21 protein-coding genes are annotated in these 20,267 nt (G+C 38.2%); 10 read left to right on the plus strand and 11 right to left on the minus strand.

Features of this window, described 5'->3' with window-relative positions:
• The first annotated feature begins 37 nt into the window (after positions 1-37).
• From BC008_RS04265 to BC008_RS04280, 4 genes are all read left to right on the plus strand, one after another.
• The gene (locus tag BC008_RS04265) at positions 38-646 is read left to right on the plus strand and encodes a thermonuclease family protein (protein WP_082650478.1); all 609 of its coding nucleotides are present in this window, start codon (positions 38-40) and stop codon (positions 644-646) included.
• A 217-nt stretch (positions 647-863) separates the two neighbouring features.
• Positions 864-1,676 (plus strand): inositol monophosphatase family protein, encoded by an 813-nt coding sequence (locus BC008_RS04270; protein ID WP_027845578.1) that lies wholly within the window; start codon positions 864-866, stop codon positions 1,674-1,676.
• 78 nt (positions 1,677-1,754) lie between these two features.
• Entirely contained in the window at positions 1,755-2,732 is a 978-nt protein-coding gene (locus BC008_RS04275) for a J domain-containing protein (RefSeq protein WP_027845579.1), read from the plus strand.
• Between the two features lies 1 nt (position 2,733).
• Positions 2,734-3,948 carry an ATP phosphoribosyltransferase regulatory subunit gene (locus BC008_RS04280; RefSeq protein ID WP_027845580.1) on the plus strand — a complete coding sequence of 405 codons (1,215 nt, stop codon included), beginning with the start codon at positions 2,734-2,736 and terminating at the stop codon, positions 3,946-3,948.
• 197 nt (positions 3,949-4,145) lie between these two features.
• Here the strand turns inward: BC008_RS04280 and BC008_RS04285 are convergent, their stop codons facing one another.
• The 3 genes from BC008_RS04285 to nuoB all read right to left on the minus strand — a co-directional run bounded on the left by BC008_RS04285 (position 4,146) and on the right by nuoB (position 7,225).
• Positions 4,146-5,531 carry a cytochrome P450 gene (locus BC008_RS04285; protein ID WP_036267393.1) on the minus strand — a complete coding sequence of 462 codons (1,386 nt, stop codon included), beginning with the start codon at positions 5,529-5,531 and terminating at the stop codon, positions 4,146-4,148.
• Between the two features lie 76 nt (positions 5,532-5,607).
• Entirely contained in the window at positions 5,608-6,222 is a 615-nt protein-coding gene (locus tag BC008_RS04290) for a Coq4 family protein (RefSeq protein ID WP_027845582.1), read from the minus strand.
• Positions 6,223-6,535: 313 nt separating this feature from the next.
• The gene (nuoB, locus tag BC008_RS04295) at positions 6,536-7,225 is read right to left on the minus strand and encodes an NADH-quinone oxidoreductase subunit NuoB (protein WP_027845583.1); all 690 of its coding nucleotides are present in this window, start codon (positions 7,223-7,225) and stop codon (positions 6,536-6,538) included.
• Between the two features lie 456 nt (positions 7,226-7,681).
• On the opposite strand from nuoB, the gene BC008_RS04300 reads away from it, so the two are divergent.
• Positions 7,682-9,121, plus strand: coding sequence for an RtcB family protein (locus BC008_RS04300; RefSeq protein WP_027845584.1), 1,440 nt, complete (start codon positions 7,682-7,684; stop codon positions 9,119-9,121).
• Positions 9,122-9,154: 33 nt separating this feature from the next.
• Here BC008_RS04300 and BC008_RS04305 read toward each other — a convergent pair whose 3' ends face one another.
• Positions 9,155-10,045, minus strand: a complete 891-nt coding sequence (locus BC008_RS04305; RefSeq protein WP_027845585.1) for a LysR family transcriptional regulator — start codon at positions 10,043-10,045, stop codon at positions 9,155-9,157.
• Positions 10,042-10,275, minus strand: coding sequence for a hypothetical protein (locus BC008_RS50300; protein ID WP_072207685.1), 234 nt, complete (start codon positions 10,273-10,275; stop codon positions 10,042-10,044). The genes BC008_RS04305 and BC008_RS50300 overlap by 4 nt, the downstream gene beginning before the upstream one ends.
• Before the next feature lie 11 nt (positions 10,276-10,286).
• Between BC008_RS50300 and BC008_RS04310 the strand changes: the two genes are divergently transcribed.
• Together BC008_RS04310 and BC008_RS04315 are read left to right on the plus strand one after the other, a co-directional pair.
• Complete coding sequence (locus BC008_RS04310) at positions 10,287-10,757, plus strand: DUF3291 domain-containing protein (protein ID WP_027845505.1); 471 nt, start codon at positions 10,287-10,289, stop codon at positions 10,755-10,757.
• A gap of 9 nt (positions 10,758-10,766) precedes the next feature.
• Positions 10,767-11,273, plus strand: a complete 507-nt coding sequence (locus BC008_RS04315) for a GNAT family N-acetyltransferase (protein ID WP_027845504.1) — start codon at positions 10,767-10,769, stop codon at positions 11,271-11,273.
• 7 nt (positions 11,274-11,280) lie between these two features.
• On the opposite strand, the gene BC008_RS04320 is transcribed toward BC008_RS04315, so the two are convergent.
• The gene (locus BC008_RS04320) at positions 11,281-11,595 is read right to left on the minus strand and encodes an antibiotic biosynthesis monooxygenase family protein (RefSeq protein WP_058183190.1); all 315 of its coding nucleotides are present in this window, start codon (positions 11,593-11,595) and stop codon (positions 11,281-11,283) included.
• Between the two features lie 54 nt (positions 11,596-11,649).
• On the opposite strand from BC008_RS04320, the gene BC008_RS04325 reads away from it, so the two are divergent.
• Entirely contained in the window at positions 11,650-12,117 is a 468-nt protein-coding gene (locus BC008_RS04325) for a glutathione S-transferase (RefSeq protein WP_082650477.1), read from the plus strand.
• Complete coding sequence (locus tag BC008_RS04330) at positions 12,081-13,475, plus strand: TRAP transporter substrate-binding protein (protein ID WP_058183189.1); 1,395 nt, start codon at positions 12,081-12,083, stop codon at positions 13,473-13,475. Before BC008_RS04325 ends, BC008_RS04330 begins: the two co-directional genes overlap by 37 nt.
• Positions 13,476-13,700: 225 nt before the next feature.
• Here the strand turns inward: BC008_RS04330 and BC008_RS04335 are convergent, their stop codons facing one another.
• Positions 13,701-14,282: a Uma2 family endonuclease gene (locus tag BC008_RS04335; protein WP_027845503.1), complete on the minus strand. Its 582-nt coding sequence runs from the start codon at positions 14,280-14,282 to the stop codon at positions 13,701-13,703.
• Positions 14,283-14,538: 256 nt separating this feature from the next.
• Between BC008_RS04335 and BC008_RS04340 the strand changes: the two genes are divergently transcribed.
• Positions 14,539-15,066, plus strand: a complete 528-nt coding sequence (locus BC008_RS04340; RefSeq protein ID WP_235595789.1) for a hypothetical protein — start codon at positions 14,539-14,541, stop codon at positions 15,064-15,066.
• Between the two features lie 519 nt (positions 15,067-15,585).
• Here BC008_RS04340 and BC008_RS04345 read toward each other — a convergent pair.
• From BC008_RS04345 to BC008_RS51150, 4 genes are all read right to left on the minus strand, one after another.
• Positions 15,586-18,117, minus strand: coding sequence for a hypothetical protein (locus tag BC008_RS04345; protein WP_027845501.1), 2,532 nt, complete (start codon positions 18,115-18,117; stop codon positions 15,586-15,588).
• Positions 18,118-18,508: 391 nt separating this feature from the next.
• Positions 18,509-19,279: an SDR family oxidoreductase gene (locus tag BC008_RS04355; protein ID WP_027845500.1), complete on the minus strand. Its 771-nt coding sequence runs from the start codon at positions 19,277-19,279 to the stop codon at positions 18,509-18,511.
• A gap of 153 nt (positions 19,280-19,432) precedes the next feature.
• Positions 19,433-19,963, minus strand: coding sequence for a hypothetical protein (locus tag BC008_RS04360; protein WP_027845499.1), 531 nt, complete (start codon positions 19,961-19,963; stop codon positions 19,433-19,435).
• A gap of 72 nt (positions 19,964-20,035) precedes the next feature.
• Positions 20,036-20,267, minus strand: a 232-nt coding sequence (locus tag BC008_RS51150) for a ParA family protein (RefSeq protein ID WP_058183203.1), incomplete at its 5' end; no start/stop codon positions are given.

Below are 20,267 nucleotides of genomic sequence, written 5' to 3' on the forward strand. Positions count from 1 at the left end.
ATGAAGATTAGGGAATGGGGAACAATAAACTACATTGATGTTTGATTTATTTTCGTTGCAATACCAGAAATATCGTAGAGGCGTAGAATTTGTAAAATTTAACGTCTCTACTTTAAAGATTAAATTTTACTTTTTGCTTGTTATCTGTTTCTTAATTTTCTTGCTGGTGGGTTGTCAACCAAAGGATGCAAATTCCAAGACAATTCAGCCACAGGTAAAAATAGTGGGAGTTCCTTCTGGGAATACTCTTAATGCAATTGCTATAGGTTCCCAATCTAATTTAAATTCTCAGGTACGATTAATTGGTATTGATGCACCGGATAGACGACAACGTCCTTGGGGTGAGGATTCATCTCGAAGGTTACGAGAACTAATTGGAGATAAACCTGTCAAGTTGGAATTCGATCTCAAAGAAAAAGATCGGTTTGGAAGAATGCTGGCTTATGCATGGCAAGATAAAATCCTTTTGAATGAAGAACTAGTTAAGGAAGGTTACGCCCTATTTGTTCCCCGCTCCCCCAACCACAAATACGATTTACGTCTAGAACGCGCCCAACAATATGCAAGACTTATGGGTAAGGGGATTTGGAATCCAGAAAAACCTATGCGTCTCACTCCTGGTGAATTTCGTCGGATATATCGGTGAAGTTTGGGGATTGGGGATTGGGGATTGGGGATAGCACTGCGTGCCGCCGCAAGCGGCATATGGCGACTGGGGAGAAATAATGAGTAATGAGTGATAATTACTTATGCAAAATTATTTATATATTTACTGCCGAGTTATACAAGCTGTTTCCCGTTCCCTGTTCCCTACCTCAAAGAATGTTTAATTAATTTTGCATGACTACTTAAAGTAATAAGTAATGAACGAATTACAGATTTTTCTTGATGTTGCGACGGAAATGGCGTTGGCTGCTGGTGCAGTTTTACTGGATTATGTCGGTAAGTTAGAAGATTCTATTACGGAAAAGGGTCGTCCTGGAGATCTGGTTACTATTGCGGATAAAGCTTCTGAAGCTCTAATTTTAGATTCTTTACAGCGTCACTTCCCCGAACATGCAATTCTTTCGGAAGAGTCGGGCGCTTTGGGGAATAGCAACAATAAATATCTTTGGGCGGTGGATCCTCTAGATGGTACGACTAATTACGCCCATCAATACCCGATGTTTGCAGTTTCTATCGGTTTGTTAATTGATGGGGAACCTGCTGTCGGAGTAATTTACGATCCTTCCCGCAATGAATTATTTCGAGCTGGAAAAGGCTTGGGTGCAACTCTTAACCGTCAGCCAATTAAAGTTTCCCAAATTTCGGAGTTGAGTAAAAGTCTACTAGTTACGGGATTTGCTTACGACCGACGTGAGACTTCAGACAACAACTACGCAGAATTTTGTCATTTAACCCATTTAACCCAAGGTGTGCGACGCGGCGGTTCTGCATCGTTAGATTTAGCACATGTTGCCTGTGGAAGATTAGATGGTTATTGGGAAAGGGGTCTTTCTCCTTGGGATATTGTCGCTGGTATAGTTATTGCCCGAGAAGCCGGTGCTAAAGTAACTGCCTATGATGGTTCTCCAATCATTTTAGAAAGTGGAAGAATTCTCGCAACTAATGGTTATATTCATAACTCTTTAAGTCAAGCCCTAAAAACAGTACCACCCCTTGCTTCTTGGCAGTAGTTTATATGTCACTTATCTTACATTTTGTTGAAATGAGAGTAAACTAGACAAAATCTATCGGCTACGATAACTGCAAAAATGTCTTTTAGAATAGAACGTGGGTTATTCAAATACGATTTGACCGATCACCATGCTGTTTTAGGCATTCCTGTGGATGCGGATCCCAAGGAAATTCGTAAGCGTTACCTCAAAATTGCGCGACGCTTGCACCCCGATCGCTGTGCTTCTGGTAGCGCGGTAGAAAAACAATTGGCTAGTGATTTACTCTCAAAATTAGTTAATCCGGCATACGAACAGCTTTCTCAGGAACGTTCTCGTGCTGAGTATGTTGCCATACTGATGCAAATGGGTAGACGCTTAATTCAAGAATCTGCTTCTGTAGAACTGTATACTGATGGGGCTAGACAATTGGCTAGCGCTCCTAATATCAACCATCTTTATCAAAGTGCGATCGCAAATATGGCAGTAGCCCAGTACGATTCGTTACAGCAAGTTTTAGAAAATATTGCCCAAATTAGTGAATTAAATGTGGTTTATTTGATGCGCAATGGTGGGAAAAATTTTTCGCCATCTCCACCAAATACAGCATCACCTCAGACTCACGGTAGTACTTCATCTTCCCCACTTACATCTCCATCGCCGAAAAATTCAACCAAAAATTCACCATCAACACCTTCACCAGAAATTTCAGCTACTGGTCAGTATATTCGCCGCGCTCAAGAGCTGATTAATAAAAACCAACTGGCATTAGCCAGGGTAGAATTACAAGATGCTCTGAAATTAGAACCAAACAATAGCTGTTGTCATAGCTTGCTTGGAGTGGTCTATTTAAAGCAAAATCAAATCAAGATGGCTAAAGTCCATTTTGACCGGACCCTACAATTGGACCCCAAAGACGAACAAGCGTTAGCGGGAAAACGTAAAATTGAACAGATTTTAGGTCAAAAACCCGGTAGTGCTAAGTCTGCGGCGAAGCTAAATACCGGGACAAAACAACCAAATAAATCTGGAGGGAACGGTTTGTTTGGCGGTTTGTTTGGTGGAAAGAAAAAATAAAATGGTGTATCAACCTCCGGCGGGAGCTAGGGATCTATTACCCTTAGATGTAACTCAAAAAACCTGGATCGAAGAACGAATACAGCAGGTATTTCACCGTTGGGGATATCACAAGATTATTACCTCGACCTTGGAACGTATGGATACCCTAATGGCGAAGGGAGCTATTGGGCGTTCAGCTGTAATTCAATTGCAAAGTGATGAAAACGAAGAATTGGGTTTGCGTCCAGAACTGACAGCTTCCATTGCTCGGACGGCGGTTACAAGAATGGCTGGGGTGAACTACCCTCAGCGTCTGTACTATAACGCCAATGTCTTTCAGCGCAGCGGCGAGCTCAGACATAATCGCCAACAGGAGTTTTATCAAGCTGGGGTGGAACTCTTGGGTGGAGGTGGTTTACTCGCTGATGCCGAAATATTACTTTTACTTGCAGACTGTTTGGAAGCTGTAGGTTTAAAAAGTTGGCATTTAATATTGGGAGAAGCGGGTATTACAGGCTCGCTTCTTTCTGCTTTTCCTGAAGATTTACAACCTGAAGTTCGTAGTGCGATCGCGAATTTGGATCGTATCACTATCGATAATTTACCTTTGAGCGACGAACTGCGAGAACGAGCAAGAATTTTGCTAGATTTGCGGGGAGATCCAAAGGAGGTTTTGCAACAAGTTAGTAAGTTAGATTTGGACGAACCGCAGCAATTAGCGGTGAATAATTTACAGTCTCTTGTTGATTTATTGGGATCCCAAGGAAATTTTTCATTAATCCTCGATCTGAGTTTAATTCAAACCATTGATTATTATACGGGTATTGTTTTTCAAGTTATTGGCAATACTGAATTTCAGTCACAGGTTTTAGGTCGTGGTGGTCGCTACGATCGATTAATGGGGCTGTATCATCCCCAGAAAGAAGATATTCCTGGTATCGGTTTTTCAGTATTTATTGAAGATTTACATCAATTATTGCTTTCGAGTCAGCAGTTACCGCAGAATATCCCCCCAAGTCATTGGCTGGTGGTACCTCAATCCCCCCAAGCTTATGCTGCGGCTCTTGCTTATGCAGAAAAACTGCGAAGCTCAACCCATTTAGTGAGGGTAGAAATCCAATTAGAAGAAAAGGATGCTGAATATATTCGAGAATATGCTAACAGTCATGATATTGCTCAAATTGCTTGGGTAAAATCTGATGGTTCGTCCCCCACGATCGAGTCACTTAAATAAATCAGTTAATGCGCTATCGCGCACGCTGCGCTAACAGTTATCAGTTATCAGTTAACTGGTCATGATATGGTTAAAGTCATGTAACACCTGTAGCTGAACTTTACGCGAACACTGGCGACTGTTACCTGTATGGCTAACCCCACGCTGAGACCGTGCTGCGCGAACGCTAACACTGATAACTGTTAACTGTTCACTGTTCACTGATAACTGTCCACTGTCAAACACACTCCGCCTGAAGGTGTAAATACAATTCCTCTACGTACAGCTTTCACGGGTTGTTTCTGTGCAAGTTTAAGGGAATATTTTGATAGTATAGTTACGAGTGCGAGTTTCATTTCGAATATCGCAAATGCTGAACCCAAACACCTACGACTACCACCACCAAAAGGTAAATATTCGTAGGGAGAAAACTTTCTTTCCAAAAATCTTTCTGGTTTAAATTTCTTTGGTTCGGGATAAATATCTGAGTTGTGATGGGTTAAATAAATACATGGTGCTAATGGTGTTCCCGGAGAGAATTCATAACCCATTAATTCCATCGGCGCTTGTAAAATTCGTACTAAAGTAAAGAAAGCAATCGGGTAAATTCGCAGAGTTTCCGAACAAACTGCATTTAGATAAGGTAATCCCATTATTTCCATTGCATCTATGTTTTCAGCATCAATGGAACTTAATTCTTGCAGTAATTTTTCCTTTACTTCCGGAAGGTAGTGAATCCAATATAGAGCCCAAGTTAACGCATTTGCAGTTGTTTCATGTCCAGCAAATAGCATTGTCATTAATTCGTCGCGTAGTTCCTCATCTGTCATTCCTTCGCCATTTTCATCTCGTGCTGACAATAATAAACTTAAAATATCTTCACCGGTATGTTCTTTTTGAGCGCGTCGTTCGCTAATTTCTTGATAAAGTAATTTATCTAATAATTCTCGTTTTTGAATAAATCTTCCCCAAGGAGTTAAAAATCCTAGATTTTTCTGTAGTGGTTTAAAAAATAAAAAACTTGCATTTACAGGATTGTCAAACATATCTAACATCCCAATTAGAGCATGTTCAATTTGTTGATATCTTTTACCTTTCTTAAGCCCAAAAATGGTACGAAGAATGACATTCAAGGAAATTTCTTGCATTAAAGGACGGGCAATAAATTTTTCTCCTACAGTTAATTTTTCCGTTGCTTCGCGAGTAATTTCACGAATGGTTGTTCCATAAGCCTTCATTCTTTCCCCATGAAAAGGAGGCATTAATAATTTACGCTTTTGTAGGTGGCGATCGCCATCCATTAATAATAAAGAAAGATCGCCAACAATTGGCTGGATCATTTGGTTTCCTAATCCAGATTGGAACATAGAAGCATCGGCAGTAAAAATTTGCTGGATTGCTTGGGGATTACTAATAATTACTTGGGGTGGAAGTCCTGCAAATTGAGGTGTGACAAATATATCTCCGTAGCGTTTTTGCATGGTATTAAAGTAACTAACTGGTTTGGTTACACCCCAAATAGTTTGATACCATATTGATTCGTGTGGTCCTGGGAGGCTTTTGATTGGATTTTGAATTGTAGAGCTTGATGTTGTTGTAGTCATGATTTTTGTAGTTGAACTATTTGTTTAGAGATTTAAAATATAGAGAAAGTAGTAATAGCAATCGTTTTTAAGAATATTAGATTTTTATTTCTGAGAGTCCTAGTCGAGATTGAATTTGGTGAAGTGGTTCTTTCCAATGCTCTTCAAAGCGATAACCTAATAAAAATTCTGCTTTCTCTCCTAATTCTCGACCTTTTTTGAGGTTAGAAAGAATCGCTTTGGTTTGTTGGGGAGCAAGGATAGGATAAATTAATTTTGCAAGTCTGAGGCTAATTCTTTGTGATTTACTATAGTTTTGGGCTACTGCAAAACTTAGAACGCCAATTTCTCCAGCATAGCTAGTATCAAAGTCTAGTAATACATGAAAAATATCGTGAGTAATCACATATCGCAAAGCAAATACATTACGCTTCGCAACTTCTGATAATTCTGGGCTGATATTTAAGGGTTTAAGATGATTTAATTTCATATGTTCGGCGTATTGTCTCCCAAAACTTCCAGGAGGATACTGAATTAATTCATCTAAATTTATTTTGGGATAATATCCCACAACATTCGTTAATTTATCAGCGATTTCTGGTGAAGCTTTAGCTCCTAAAATATCAGCTTTAAGAATTGCAAAATCGCCATAGTTTTCTGATTTAGTGTAAGATATCGCAGTTTGGATTTGTTTAATTTTATTTATTCGCATGGGCTTTTTTGAATAAACTTCCCAAACACAAACATATAGTACCTCGCTTTGCTAACAGGAGTCAGGAGACAGAAGTCAGGAGTAGAATCCGCTTTATAAATAACTGACTTTCATTTTTTGAACCGTACCTAACTTAGTTACAATCTGCTATAAATAAAAAAACAAAATATAGCAGAATCCAAGAGACAGGAATCAGAAATGGGATAGTCTTTAGATAGAACTTTTAGTTTCGAGATATATCTAATTCTGACTTCTGACTTCTGTTAGCAAAGCGGTGCGCTATTGCGCACTATTCTGGCTCCTGACTCCTTCCTCATTCAGCTTTTTGCTTTGACTGTTGTGTAAATGGTAGAGGTAAATCCGTAGCTTGAGTAATCTCTGTTGGTGGGTTATTTCTCTTAGCAGTGTTCAAATATTTACCATCGTTTATTGGTGATACTACTTTCATTTTATGGGGAGTACTGTAATAGCGATGGGTTTGCTGAAGTTGTGATAATTCTTGAATGCTTTGGTTAGCAATTTTTTTCCGTAATTTAATAACTGCATCAACTACAGCTTCAGGTCTGGGAGGACATCCAGGGATATAAACATCAACTGGAATTAATTTATCTACACCCCGAACGGCACTGGGAGAGTCTACACTAAACATACCCCCAGTAATGGTACAAGCGCCCATAGCAATTACGTATTTGGGTTCTGGCATTTGTTCGTAAAGACGCACTAAATTAGGTGCATACTTCATGGTGATAGTTCCCGCAGTAATCAGTAAATCTGCTTGTCTGGGGGTGGCACGAGGTATCATGCCGTACCTTTCCATATCAAAGCGGGAAGCATAAGCCGCCATAAATTCCATAAAACAGCAAGCTGTACCAAACATCATGGGGTATAAACTGGACATTTTCGCCCAGTTATACAAATCATCTAAAGTTGTCAAAATAATGTTTTCCGAAAGCTGCTGCGTTACTTGGGGAGTTTCCGCAGGGTTAACAATAGTATTAGTCATGGTTTTATATCAGTTAACAGTTATCAGTTAACAGTTGGGTTTTTTGTTAGTTGAATATCAGTAGGGAAATGTATATATTTGTCTATTAATTAGCAACAATAATAAAGAAAACTCTCCGGAGAGATGAGTTATCGGCGTTGTTGCAAGAAGCCTGAAACACAGTTGAAATAATTGATATCTTTAGTTTGCAATGATTTTTTTGGGAGCGCTAGTAAAGATAAAGGTTTTAAGGTGCTAACTTAAGGGATTGGTAAAATCAATTCTGTGCTATGAATCTGTGCTATAAAATATATGAAGCATTAGATTCTTCAACTAAAAATCTTTGACTGTAAAATTCACAGTATCTCTAGTTTCAATGGGATATTGGTGATTTAGAAATTGACTGCGGCTGCTGAACCCAAGTCAAGATCGCTTCAAAACTAAACACTACTTATTTAGTTCTTTGACCGTAGTTATATGCAGTCGAAAAATATTTCACGTCTTCTGCGAGCATTGGCTCGACAAGGTCTTGACGTTCAATATAATAATCAATCTTATTCTGCACGGTGGGTAGATTCTCCTGATGCACCCATCGCCGAAGTTCTTTTACCTGCAAGCTTTCCTGTTGAAGCAAAAGCTCTCAAACAATTAGCAAACTTAGCAAATGCAAAACATCCAAAGGGAGGAAATATTTGTCATGTATGTGCAACTCCTGATTTTCATCCCGGTGATGCAGGAGTTGCAATCGGCTCCGTTGTCCAAACATCAGGACAAGTTATTCCTGCAGCTGTCGGATCGGACATTAACTGTGGGATGCGTTTGCATGTTGCTGATTTATCTGCTGAGAAATTTTTAGCACGACGCGATCGCTTTGTTGAGTTAATGAAAGGTGATTTCTTTTTTGGAAAACGAGATGTAACCATGGCTGCTCGCACCATGAAAGCGTTGTTTCAAGATGGTGTAACTGGGTGGTTAGATTCAATGTTGGATAAATCAACAGGAAATTTTGTGCGATCAGACATCAATCAGATTGCAACTGAAATTGATCGCATTTTTCTCAATGGTTCAATGTCAGGACACATAAAATGGGCTCCGCAAGAATTAGTTCCAGAATCGGGATTAGTTCGGGATGGTGGACTAGCAACTATTGGTGGTGGAAATCACTTTGTTGAGGTCCAATGGGTGGAGCAGATTACAAATCCTAAACTTGCTTATCGGTGGGGAGTTAAAAAAGGACAACTTGCATTCATGATTCACTCAGGGTCTCGCAATGTTGGAAAGTATATTGGTGGAATGTGGCGCGATTGGGCTCGGAAATTATGGAGCGAAGGGTTAAAGTATCCCGATTCCCGTTTGTTTCCTCTTTCATCAATTACCCATCCGGAGTCAGTTACTGATTATCTGGAAGCTGAAGCAACTGCTGCAAACTATGCATTTGTCAATCGATTGCTTTTAGCCGAGTTATTACGATTGCGATTGCGCCAAGTTTATGGCGATTTGGAAGCTCCATTAGTCTACGACCTACCGCACAATATTACACTTCCTGAAGGACAAGGTTGGGTTACTCGTAAAGGTGCGTGTCCCGCTCATGTCGGTCAGCCTGTTATTATACCTGGTTCTATGGGTACACCATCCTATCTTTTGATGGGTTTAGGAAATTCAGATTGGTGCTGTTCAGCTTCCCATGGTGCGGGAAGATTGCGTTCTCGCTTTGATTTAAGTCGCAAGGGAAATCGGGAAAGTGAAGATAAATTAGGGTTAACTGGAGTCGATTGCATTACATTACGAGCAGAACGTCGGATTGAAGAAGCACCTGCTGCTTATAAACCGATCGCACCAGTAATTGATGTTCAAGTACGAGCGGGATTAGTTCAAGTGGTTGCTCGCATGCATCCCATTCTTACTTTTAAGGCTTGAAATGATGCAAATTATGTGTTGATTTGAAAAAAGTTAAATAACGCGTGCTAAACCCTGAAAATCAAACTTCCGGAGCATATCCAAAAATGTAAAAACCGCTGGAATATGGAGAGCACTCTTAAGAACTACAACTCCAATCACTCGTTGAAGAGGTACCGGTAAACTATACACTTGCACCTGGGAAGGAATTGGTGCGGCTGCTAAACGAGGGATGATTGCTGCTGAAAATCCCTGGTTTACCATACTTACAACAGTAGAATCTTCCTGAAGTTCGCTGGTAGTATTCATAATTGGTGCAACAGTTTTCAGGTGTTTATGAATTGGTCTTCCACATGGTAAAGCAGGAAGCATAACTGGCGGATATGCTGCTAAATCTTCCCAAGTAATTTGTGTCGCTCTAGATTTGTTATTCGATACAAGTAAAGCAACATACTCATCCCGAAGAATTTCCCAAGCTTCAAACTCGTCACCAGTTGGTAAATATGTTGTCCCAATGTCAGCCCGTCCCTGACGTAAAAAATCTTCGATGTCAATAAAATTAGGACGCTCGATAATGCTTACTGAAACTTCGGGAAATTGTTTGTTAAACTTGGCGATCGCTTTCGGTAATAAATGAGTTGCAACACTACGGAAGGAAGCAATTCGTACCTGACCGCCACGCAAACCTCTATGTATATTTGCCTCTTGTTGCATCATTTCTAAATGCTGCAAAGCCTGCCGAGCATGGGATACAATCCGTTCTCCTGCCGGTGTCAATACTGCACCACGACGCCCTCTAGCAAATAAAGCTACACCCAATTGTTCTTCCAAAGTTGCGATCGCATAACTGATTGCTGGTTGGGTAATTTGTAATTCCAAAGCTGCTTCACTGAAATTACCACTATCTGCTACTGCAACTACGGCTCGAAGTTGAGAGAGTTTCATATGTGGAAGTTTATTTGATTGCCGCCAACAGATTTTATCAATGGATTCTCATATGTATAAATAGCTTTTATAAAAACTATACAAGCCTTTATTTGATTGTAGGGTTGAGATGATTGAAGATGAATGGGTAAGTAATAAGTAATGAGTAATAAGTAATGAGTAATGGGTAATGGGTAATGGGTAATGGGTAATGGGTAATGGGTCATTGATAAGTCTGTTTGTACATCCATTGGGTGAATTTATGGTAAACAAATCTCATCACTTGTCTCAGGTTAATATTTCTCGGATGATTGCTCCACTTGACGATCCAATTATGGCTGAGTTTGTGGCGCAATTAGATTCGATTAATAAGTTAGCTGATAAAAGTCCTGGGTTTGTGTGGAGACTGCAAGCTCAAGAGGGGAATGCAACAAGTATTCGTGCTTATGATGATGAGTTAATCCTTTTTAATTTATCAGTTTGGGAATCAATTGATACTTTTAAGCAATTTGTATATCGCAGTCAGCATGGAGAGGTAATGCGTAATCGCAAAAAGTGGTTCCAAAAGTCTGAAGGGAAAAATATGGCGCTGTGGTGGGTTCCGATCGGACATATACCAACTGCTGATAAAGCAAAGCAACGTTTGCAATATCTCAATGATTATGGTGAAAGTGTTTATTCGTTCTCATTACAAAAGCAGTTTTTACCAGTTGAGCCTGCCAGTATAAATTAAAGCTTCATAATGACAAATACAATCAAAATATCTACTTATAATCATCAGTATCAAGCTCAAGTTATTGAGTTAATTTTGAAGATTCAGCAACAAGAGTTGGGATTAGCAATTACTTTGGAAGAGCAACCAGACTTACTGATAATTCCTAGCTTTTATCAAAAGGGTAATGGCAATTTTTGGATTGCTTTAGACGGAAATAATGTAATTGAAACTATTGGTGCAATTGACATGGGCGATAATCGCTATTTAGCATTACGAAAAATGTTTGTAGATGTTAATTATCGCGGTAAATCTCGAATTAGTAAAAAACTGATGGATTCTTTAGTTAGTCACGCCAGAACTAACAATGTCCGGGAAATCTATTTGGGAACTATTGGTAACTTCAAAGGTGCACTCAGGTTCTATGAAAAGAATGGCTTTTTACCTGTGAGCAAATCTGACCTACCTGCTAGTTTCCCTGTCATGGAAAAGGATAATTTATTTTATTGTTTAACTGTTTCTACTTCCGCATCATAATTCCACGTCATATTCCCGATCGCAAAATTGAATAATAGTGTTCGACTACTGGAAATGGATCGTAAAAGTGATGTAGCAACCGTTTCCATTCTTGATATTCTGGCGATTCTCGAAAACCAATAGTATGAGCTTCTAGTGTTTCCCAACGTACGAGGAGAATGTAACGATTGGGGACTTCAATACATTTTTGTAATTCATGGGATAAATATCCCGGTATCGCAGCAATTATTTTTGAAGCTTGTTGGAATGTTGCTTCAAATTCATCGCACATGTCTTTTTTGACATCCGATTTAATATCCAGAATAGCAACTTCAAGAATCATTTATTTATTTTTGGGTAATTAAAAGTTAATTAATTAAAAATTAGGTGACTTAAAATGACAGAATTAACCCTGGTTATTGGTAATAAAAACTATTCATCTTGGTCATTTCGTCCTTGGCTGGCGATGAAACAATCTGGTTTACAATTTAACGAAATTCGCGTACCTCTTTATATCCCCGGATCTGCAGAGAAAATTCGTCACTATTCCCCATCAGGTAGAGTACCCGTTCTATTACACGGTAGTCAAACCGTTTGGGATTCTCTTGCAATTATGGAATATCTCGCCGAAGAATTCCCAGATTTGCACTGGTTCCCAGAAGATAAAACTGCAAGAGCGGTCGCGCGTTCTATTAGCGCCGAAATGCATTCTGGATTTTTCAAAATACGCGAAAATATGCCAATGAATTGCCGTGCAAGATATCCTGGAAAAGGGATGACGTTGGGAGTTCCGCAAGAAATTGATCGCATTACGACAATTTGGCGGGAATGTCGGCAAAAGTTTGCGGTCAAATACCTTACATAAAGTGGGCAGAACTTCAGATTTATGCAGAAGAATTTCCACAGGTGACTGATGGTATATATGACTCAGAAAAGACAAACGAGTTATCTCGTCTCCTAAAAATAGCTGCAAGTAATACCCCAAAAAAATATTTTAAAGAAATAGAAGCTGCTGCTGGTATATTTAATGGGCTTGCAGTCATAGTTTCTATACAACGAGAGTCAAAAAATCCGGATAAGACAAAACCAAAAAAATCAAAATTATTTCCTTTATTACCTACAAATCGTAGAAATTTCCTCTCTATAGCTGCTCTTGGATCGCTAGCGGCGATTGGTAGCGGAATTACTAGTCAGTATTTACAAATGCCAAAAGTTACCTGGAGGATGGCTAACTTTTTGGATGGAATTTATGACCAATTCATTATTTCTAAAGCTCCGTACATTATCCGCGAACGCATTAAAAAAATTACAAATGGTCGCTTTGAGATTGAACCATTGAATGACAAAAAAATATTAACAGAAGATATCTTAAAAGACGTGAGTGATGGGAAAAAAGTCCAGTGTGGATTTAGTGGTATTTATTACAATGCTAATAAATACAAAGTTTTATTTTTTGGTTGCGCGATTCCTCATGGTTTAACTCCTGAAGAACAGACAGCTTGGCTTCTTTATAAAGAAGATCCTCAGGATAAATTAACTTTTATTCAAAAAATCTATCAAAGACCAGAATTAGATTTAAATGTGATTCCATTTCCTGCAGCAGCAACTGGAGCACAAATGGGTGGATGGTTTAAAAAAAAGATTGAAACAATAGAAGATTTCAATGGAATCATTATGCGTATTCCTGGATTAGGAGGAGAAGTTTTAAAAAAGTTTGATGTTAACTTAGATAAAGATTTACCCGGTGGTGCAATCTCACTGAACAAAATTGCGAAGGCTCTTAGAGATGATAAAATTCAAGCTGCTGAATGGATTGGACCATATGATGATGTTCAATTAGGACTTCACCAAGCTGAAGCAAAGTACTACTACTATCCAGGTTGGTGGGAACCAAGTACAACATTTGACATGTTGGTTAATAAAGATGCTTGGGAAAATTTACCACCCCACTACCAAGAGGTATTTAAGTCTGTCTGTCTAGAAACTTACACCGAAATATTAGCTGAATATAATCAGAAAAATAGTGAAAAACTTGCTGAGATATATAAATTAAAAAATATTACGGTAAGTAAATTTAGCCCTGAGATCATTAAAAAAACCAAGGAAGAGACAACAAAATTATTAAAGTTGTATGCTTCAAATAATGATCTGTTTGGGGAAGTTTATCAAAAGTGGAATAGCTTTAAAGGGGGGATGAGAGAGTGGAGTAACCTCAATCAGTAGAAGTTACAAGTCAGATAGCACTAGTTTCATTACGTGATTAAATACAAAGAAGCTTATTTAGACATGCTATGCTAATTGCCAATTAATATCTATATGTGTCACTAAAATGTTGCTCTTTCGCAAGCAATCGCTCAATCAAATAGAAACAATTTAAATATCGCGGTGCGTTACCCCATCCTTAAGAATGTAAACATAAATCAAAGATAATCAAGGTGTAACAGCACCCTACAAGCTATCTTTTGCTGGAATTTTCGCTTTCTGAAACACCGCTTCAACTGTAAATTCCAACCCCTTAAACAATGGATCTGCAATTACCTCATCACCCGTATAAGTCTTCGGTGCTGCATCTGGATAGAAAACCGCAATGCTTCTAGCTTCAATGTCTACGACCCAAACCCGTAATACCCCAGCATCCAAATAATCTCTGGCTTTAGAAACCATTTGTGTAAAGGTTTGCCCAGGTGAGATAATTTCAATTGCTAAATCTGGTGGAACTGAACAAGCTCCATCTTCTTCCCAATCATTTGGTAAACGTTCATTAGAAATATATAGTAAATCTGGTGTAGGTACCCAATCACGTCCGCGACGAGTTAGTTTAATGGCTAATTCTGGACATATTTCTCCTTTATTTTCACACCATTTTTCTATCAGGTTAAGAAGAGCACGGGTAAGTTTAGAACGAAATTTTTTTGGCGACATTTTGGGAATAGCTTGCCCGTCAACGAGTTCGTAGGTGATATCTCCTTCCCCAGGTGGAAGATTTAAGAACTCTTGCAAGGTCAATTTGTGCTGAACTTGGAGTACCATGACATGAATTCGCTGAAGGCTAACTTAATTGTAATGAGACATTCTAAATAATAGAAGTTACGCTGATGACGGCACTGATGATGCAACTATCCGTACCTTTACTCGCTTAAAAATTGCTTAAAACTTAGAGTATGGACATGCAATATCTAAATATTTTAGTAGCTCAATCTAACGAACGTAATACACTATTCGTTAGTCAGACATTTATCATTTTTTCTCTGTTACAAGTTGTCACTTTGGAAAGATTAGTTCCTGGTTGACCGCAGATACTATAAAACTGTGCCAGCAAGTTTCGCAACCTGAATCTTATCAACTTGCAGAACGAAAATTCTGTTTGCGATTGTTGAGAAATTTTGCTGGAAATTTAAGTACAGATAAAGGAAAACTTCAAATATTTGTCATGATGAATCTTATATCCAAATTAGCTAGTTACTTTACTTCATTTATTAAAGTAATTCAGGTCGAGCGTGTTTTAACTGCTCTTTTAGTTGGAATCCTATTTTTTACTACGGTACCAGCAAGAGCTGAAGCTAATCAGACCAGTGAAGCTATTACCAATAAGATAAATGAAATCGTTCAACAGGATGATGATAACTCTGGACGTCCTAAAACTATTGGAGAATGGAACGCTCAAGCTCGCGAGACAGAAGGAAAACCTATAGAAACGGCTAAAAGAATCGTAGAACAGTCAGCAGATGCGGTAGAGGATTTTGCCGAAGTTTATCCAGACGTTGCTCAAAGAAGTATTTCTGCTTTAGAGAACAATAAAACCGCAGGAAAATAGTTTGCTCTAACAAACTATAAGGGTGAATCTAAGATACGAAAAAGTCGCCTTTGACATTACTTTGGAAGCATAACTTACTTACATATTTAACCTTATTTTCACTATAAGCAGGAAATTTCTCCCTTACTCTTGCAATAACCTGTGAATGCTTAATGTGTTGTAACTTATTCCGATTTAAACTAGTAATCTCAAGATTTCACGACAGGTGGAAAAGTCAATATTTTTGACGTACAGTTAGCCTCTCGAGAAATAAGACATCTGGCGTTTACGTAGCATTGCGTTAGCTAAATTAACGTTATGTTCCGTAAACGCTTTGAACTTGACTGTTTTGAGTTTAACTATGAAAAGTTGTAATTTTCTATTACTTGGACTAGAAAAATAGAATTGTTAATGATTTAGCGATCGCATATCAAAGCTAATAGGCTATTTTAATTGCGATTTGATTATTGGGAAGGAATGCTACTTATGTAAGCTGATTGCTGAAGGTGAGAATTTAAGTGGGAAAAGAAAACCAAGAGATTAGAATATGGATTTGAGGTTGAAGTTAGTTGTAAATCTATTCAAACTACTACTGACGCTGTCAAAAATATCTTCAAAATCAAATTCCTGACCGATTATATTGTCTTTGCTGTCTGAGTTTGTACCAATAAAGCTGAACTCAGAAAATGAAAAGTTCGTGCTTTCACTATTATTTGTATCAAACGATTCTTCTACTATTCCACTGTCAGAAATTAAATCGGAATATCGTGATTGATAGTAAAAAGCAGATTTGTTGTTACTTTTTTCTGGGTTTATTTGTCCGTAGATGAGGGTATCTTCTATGAGACTAGTGATATTCCCAGATGTGTAATATCCGATGGAGTAGTTATAAAAGTTTGTGGGTCTAGTATCGGAGAATTCCATCGGAAATTTACGATCTAGATCTAATTTCTTATCTGTACTCGAGTCAGTCTGACTTAAATTTGTTAATCCTTTGGGAAATATTGAACTTGGAAAATCACTTCGATTTTCAGCTTCAAGTATGGGTTGGGAAATCTTATCTTTCTGTTTATCTACTGCTAGAGAATTATTGCTTTCTATTTTATCAATCCCAGTGTTAGTTTCAAGTACAGGTTGGGATAGATTATCTTCTTGCTTATCTACCGGTGAGGGATTATTAGTTCCTGTTTTACTTTCAACCCCATCTTCAATTTCAAGAATAGGTTGGGATAGATTATCTTCTTTTTTATCTATTTCTGCGGAATTATCATTTTTTATTTTGTTGTCAATTTCTGTTTGAGTTTCAGATACAGGTTGAGAAAGATTAACTTCTTGTTTCTCTAGGGGTGAGGAATTATTATTTTCTACTTTGTTTTCAATCTCTGTTTGAGTTTCAAATACAGCTTCGGAACTATCAATTTCTTGTTTATCTACTGATGAGGGATTATTATTTCCTACTGTATTTTCAGCCTCAGGTTTAATTTCAAGTATGGGTTGGGAAATTTTAACTTCTTCTTCCTTTACCTTTGAGGGATCCCCATTTTCCTTTGTCAGTCTAATTAGGGAAATATCAGCTTTTTGTTTATCTAGAGTTGGGACTTCTTCCCTCCCATTCTCATTTTTAGTTTCAGCTACAGTTGGAGTTTCAATTTCAGTTTCAGGTACGGATGGAAGATTAGGTTGTGAAGTTTTTGGTGTTGTTCCCACAGGTGCGTCATTTCCACCAATCACTAAAAGATACCCGTCTTTTTTCCCACCTTTATTTTCTTGTATCGCGTTGTCAGTAATTTGACTTCCTTCAAAATCAGTAGTTGTAACAGCTGCTATTTTCCCATCTCTAACTGCAGCTACAACCCCTCCATTACTATCTGAAATAGGTGTCCATGAAAGTCTTTCTGTTAAATCTGGACTGATGATTGCAAGATGTCCGTCGTAAGGGGTGTATTCACTTACAGGTTGTCCTTCGATAGTCTGTTCGTCTCTATTTGCAATCTTACCTGCTGCACCTCCAGCAATGATTACGGTACCGTCTTTTGTGGCTGTAATAGAATCTGCATTCACAGAATTACCTTTACCATCATCACGACGACCTAACAAGGATTGACCTTTAATTAGATCGCCATTTTTGAGGTCATAACGACCGTACCACAACATCTGAATCGAATTGACATTAGTGGGACTATTATATTGGTCAGTTTCGATTTTTCTCTTGTCAGTAAGCTCTTCTGTTACATCGAAGGGGTCGCGATAGAAAATCGAGAAACCAGTACCACCATTGACATAATATGAAGCGTATAGCTGTCCATCACGTCCAAATGCGACCCGTTGTCCTCGGGTATCAGCTAATAGGTTTTCTTTGTAGATATCTTCATCGTCGAAGTCATAGTTTTTCCAGAGATTTTCTCCCTCGTATGACAATGCTTGAGTAAACGCAACTTGCAGAATCGAGGTTTTTTGCTCGAATCCAGTTGTAACAACCATACCTCCATTTTGGTCGCTCACTGCTATGTCTTTGAAGTGACGTCTACCACTTGTACTCCACTCTTGCAATTGCTCTCCATTGCTATCGAATAGATAAGCGCGGTCACCACCTTTAATATCCCGCACAACACCAACTTTTCCTGAATCTGAGATTGCTATACGAGAAACATCAGTGAAGGATTTACTCCATTTGACCTCTGTTGCATCAGCATTTAATACAGCTATTCCACCCTCGTAAGCAACAGCAATATCACCATTATTGGAGACTTCTAAATCTATTACTCTTCCTGGTAAAAGAGTTGTTGCAAGAGCTTGATTGGTTTGGGAGTCATAACGAACAATCGTTCCATCTCCACCACCAAGAAGTTCCGTCTCTTTTCCTTCTAATTTTGCGTTTTTTAGAGAACCTCCAACTATGACAACATTACTATCAAGGGAGATATCAACTGCATCAGTAAAATCGTCTTCCGAACCACCTAAATATGTTGCAGCGGAAATATCTAGGTTGTTGGTAGGAGACTGAGGTAAAGAACTATTCGGTACCGACAACAAAGAATTTTGACTTTGAAGTTTACTATCTGTTTCGTTCATACTATTCGCCATTTGGCAGGCAATTTTTGACGAATTATCATATTACCCTATTAAGCATTTTTGTAAAGCCATTTATAATTGTTGTTGTAAATAACAGGATAGAAACTTTCAAATGTATCGTTTTAAGCTACTCGTACATATTTTCTCAGTAATTTATCAAACATTTTGCAAATATTTTTGTGTCAAGTTTTGAAAAGTCATCTTTATGATTTATTGTTCTTAGTAATCAAGTTTTTAAAGGGAGAAATGACTGCTATTTTTACAGGAACTATGATGATTTGTAGAGACGTTGCAGAGCCTGCGGCGTCGGCGTTAGCCTCTGCAACGTCTCTGCAACAAGCCAAAACTAATGGGACAAAGCACTAGTAAATTAAGTTAATATTTAATCGGTTTAGAGTCCCGGTGTAGTTTGAGCGAATAGAGCAGCAAAATCCTTAGTTACAACCCCTGATGGGTCGTCTTCTGGTTTAGAGATGATATCAAAAGATTTATTTCTCGCATTTGCTTCGCGCAAAGCTTGAACGACCACTTCCGCTACATCTTCTCTTGGTATGGATGGGCGAATATCATTAGGTGGATGATTGATAAGAGTATCATCTTTACCTACTAGTAACTCCCTTAGACCTCCAGTTTCATTAAGCAAACCACCAGCGTGAACAATTGTGTAGTCAATACCAGAATCAATTAAGTACTGTTCTGCTTTGCGCTTCCAAATCAGAATATTACCATTGCCGATAGTGTTGAGATAATGATTTTCATCGGTACCACCACCTGAACCGACTAAAACAATCTGTTCTACTCCTGCTTTAACCGCAGCATCGATTTGATTTTTTTGACCCTGGTAATCAACTTCTTCTGGGGTTCCACCCGGTGCATACTCAAATACTGGTCTTTCTCCTTCTTTAGTTGGTGGAGTTTTCATTATTGGAATTGCACTGGTGAGAATTACTAAAGCATTAATTCCAACCATAGCTTGCTCTAAAACTGATTGGTCTTTAATGTCACCCAAAAAGAATTTTTCAGTAGAACCAAATAATTCTATAACTTTTGCTTCATTCCTGGCAAAACCGAAGGCTTCAAATTCATTTTGCTGTTGAAGTAACTTCTTCATCACCAGGGAACCAGTTCCACCTGTCGCACCCGTAACTAAGACTTTTTTCATCTGTCAATCAAGTTTCTTGGATTTACTCGCGGTAGTTAGATTTATCTACCCAGTAATGCACAATAAACTATTTTCAAGCTAGGGTGAAAGTCTCACACTCCCTCGATGGGTGGTTTTGGGGTCGAATTTATACAGAAACTCGTTTGAATATTCCTAATTAATGCAAAAATATTTATTCAAAGTCCCCAGCTTCGTTTTTCCGATACCGCAATTCAACTTTGTTAGAGGTATAAAAGGTTTACGCTCTTTCCATTTTTCATTACGATTGGCGACAATAACCTTGGCTACTTTTTCTGGTTCAATTCGCCAACCAGAATGACTTTTTTTGATATATTGCAACATTCTACTAATTGTTTCTTCTGAAGCGGTCAACATGTTAACTTCAAAACGCTGCTGAGATTCAATCTCTATCTGTTTGCGTCTTTGCTCGTCTGCGAGAATACACCAGACAAAATCAAGTTTTGCTGTTGTTGCTGCTTCAAAAATATGACTGTTCAATAAAACCTTATATTCATTTTCATCAACTTCTTCAACAATAATTGGTAGAAAGTTACGTTGATTTTGCTTGAGCTTTTCTGCAATGCTTTCAATTAAAATAACATCAGACGTATCCATTGATTCTTGCACTTTAATCTGGTGGAGAGGAAGGCGTAAATACTTACCAACATCGCTAAATTCTTCCATTTCATTATCTCCTAAATGAATTTTATATTGTTAATTTCAGATGATTAACGATAAATAATTAATCTTTATAAGTTAATTTTCGATAAAATTGGGTTGAAAAAAAATTTCGTGAGTCAGTGTGATGTACATTTGGGTTGCGTGAGATTTAGGACGATGAAAAACTACTGGTTTACGAGCAAATTTAGCGATGCTCACATTATCGTAGTGCCTGAGTTTTGTCTGGTAAACCTTAATACCAACTCTATGTGAAGTTGCATATAACTGTAGAATAAAGAATGAAGAAATAAAAGAAGCAAAAGCGAAC

The organism is Mastigocoleus testarum BC008 (genome assembly GCF_001456025.1).
Classification (GTDB): domain Bacteria; phylum Cyanobacteriota; class Cyanobacteriia; order Cyanobacteriales; family Nostocaceae; genus Mastigocoleus; species Mastigocoleus testarum.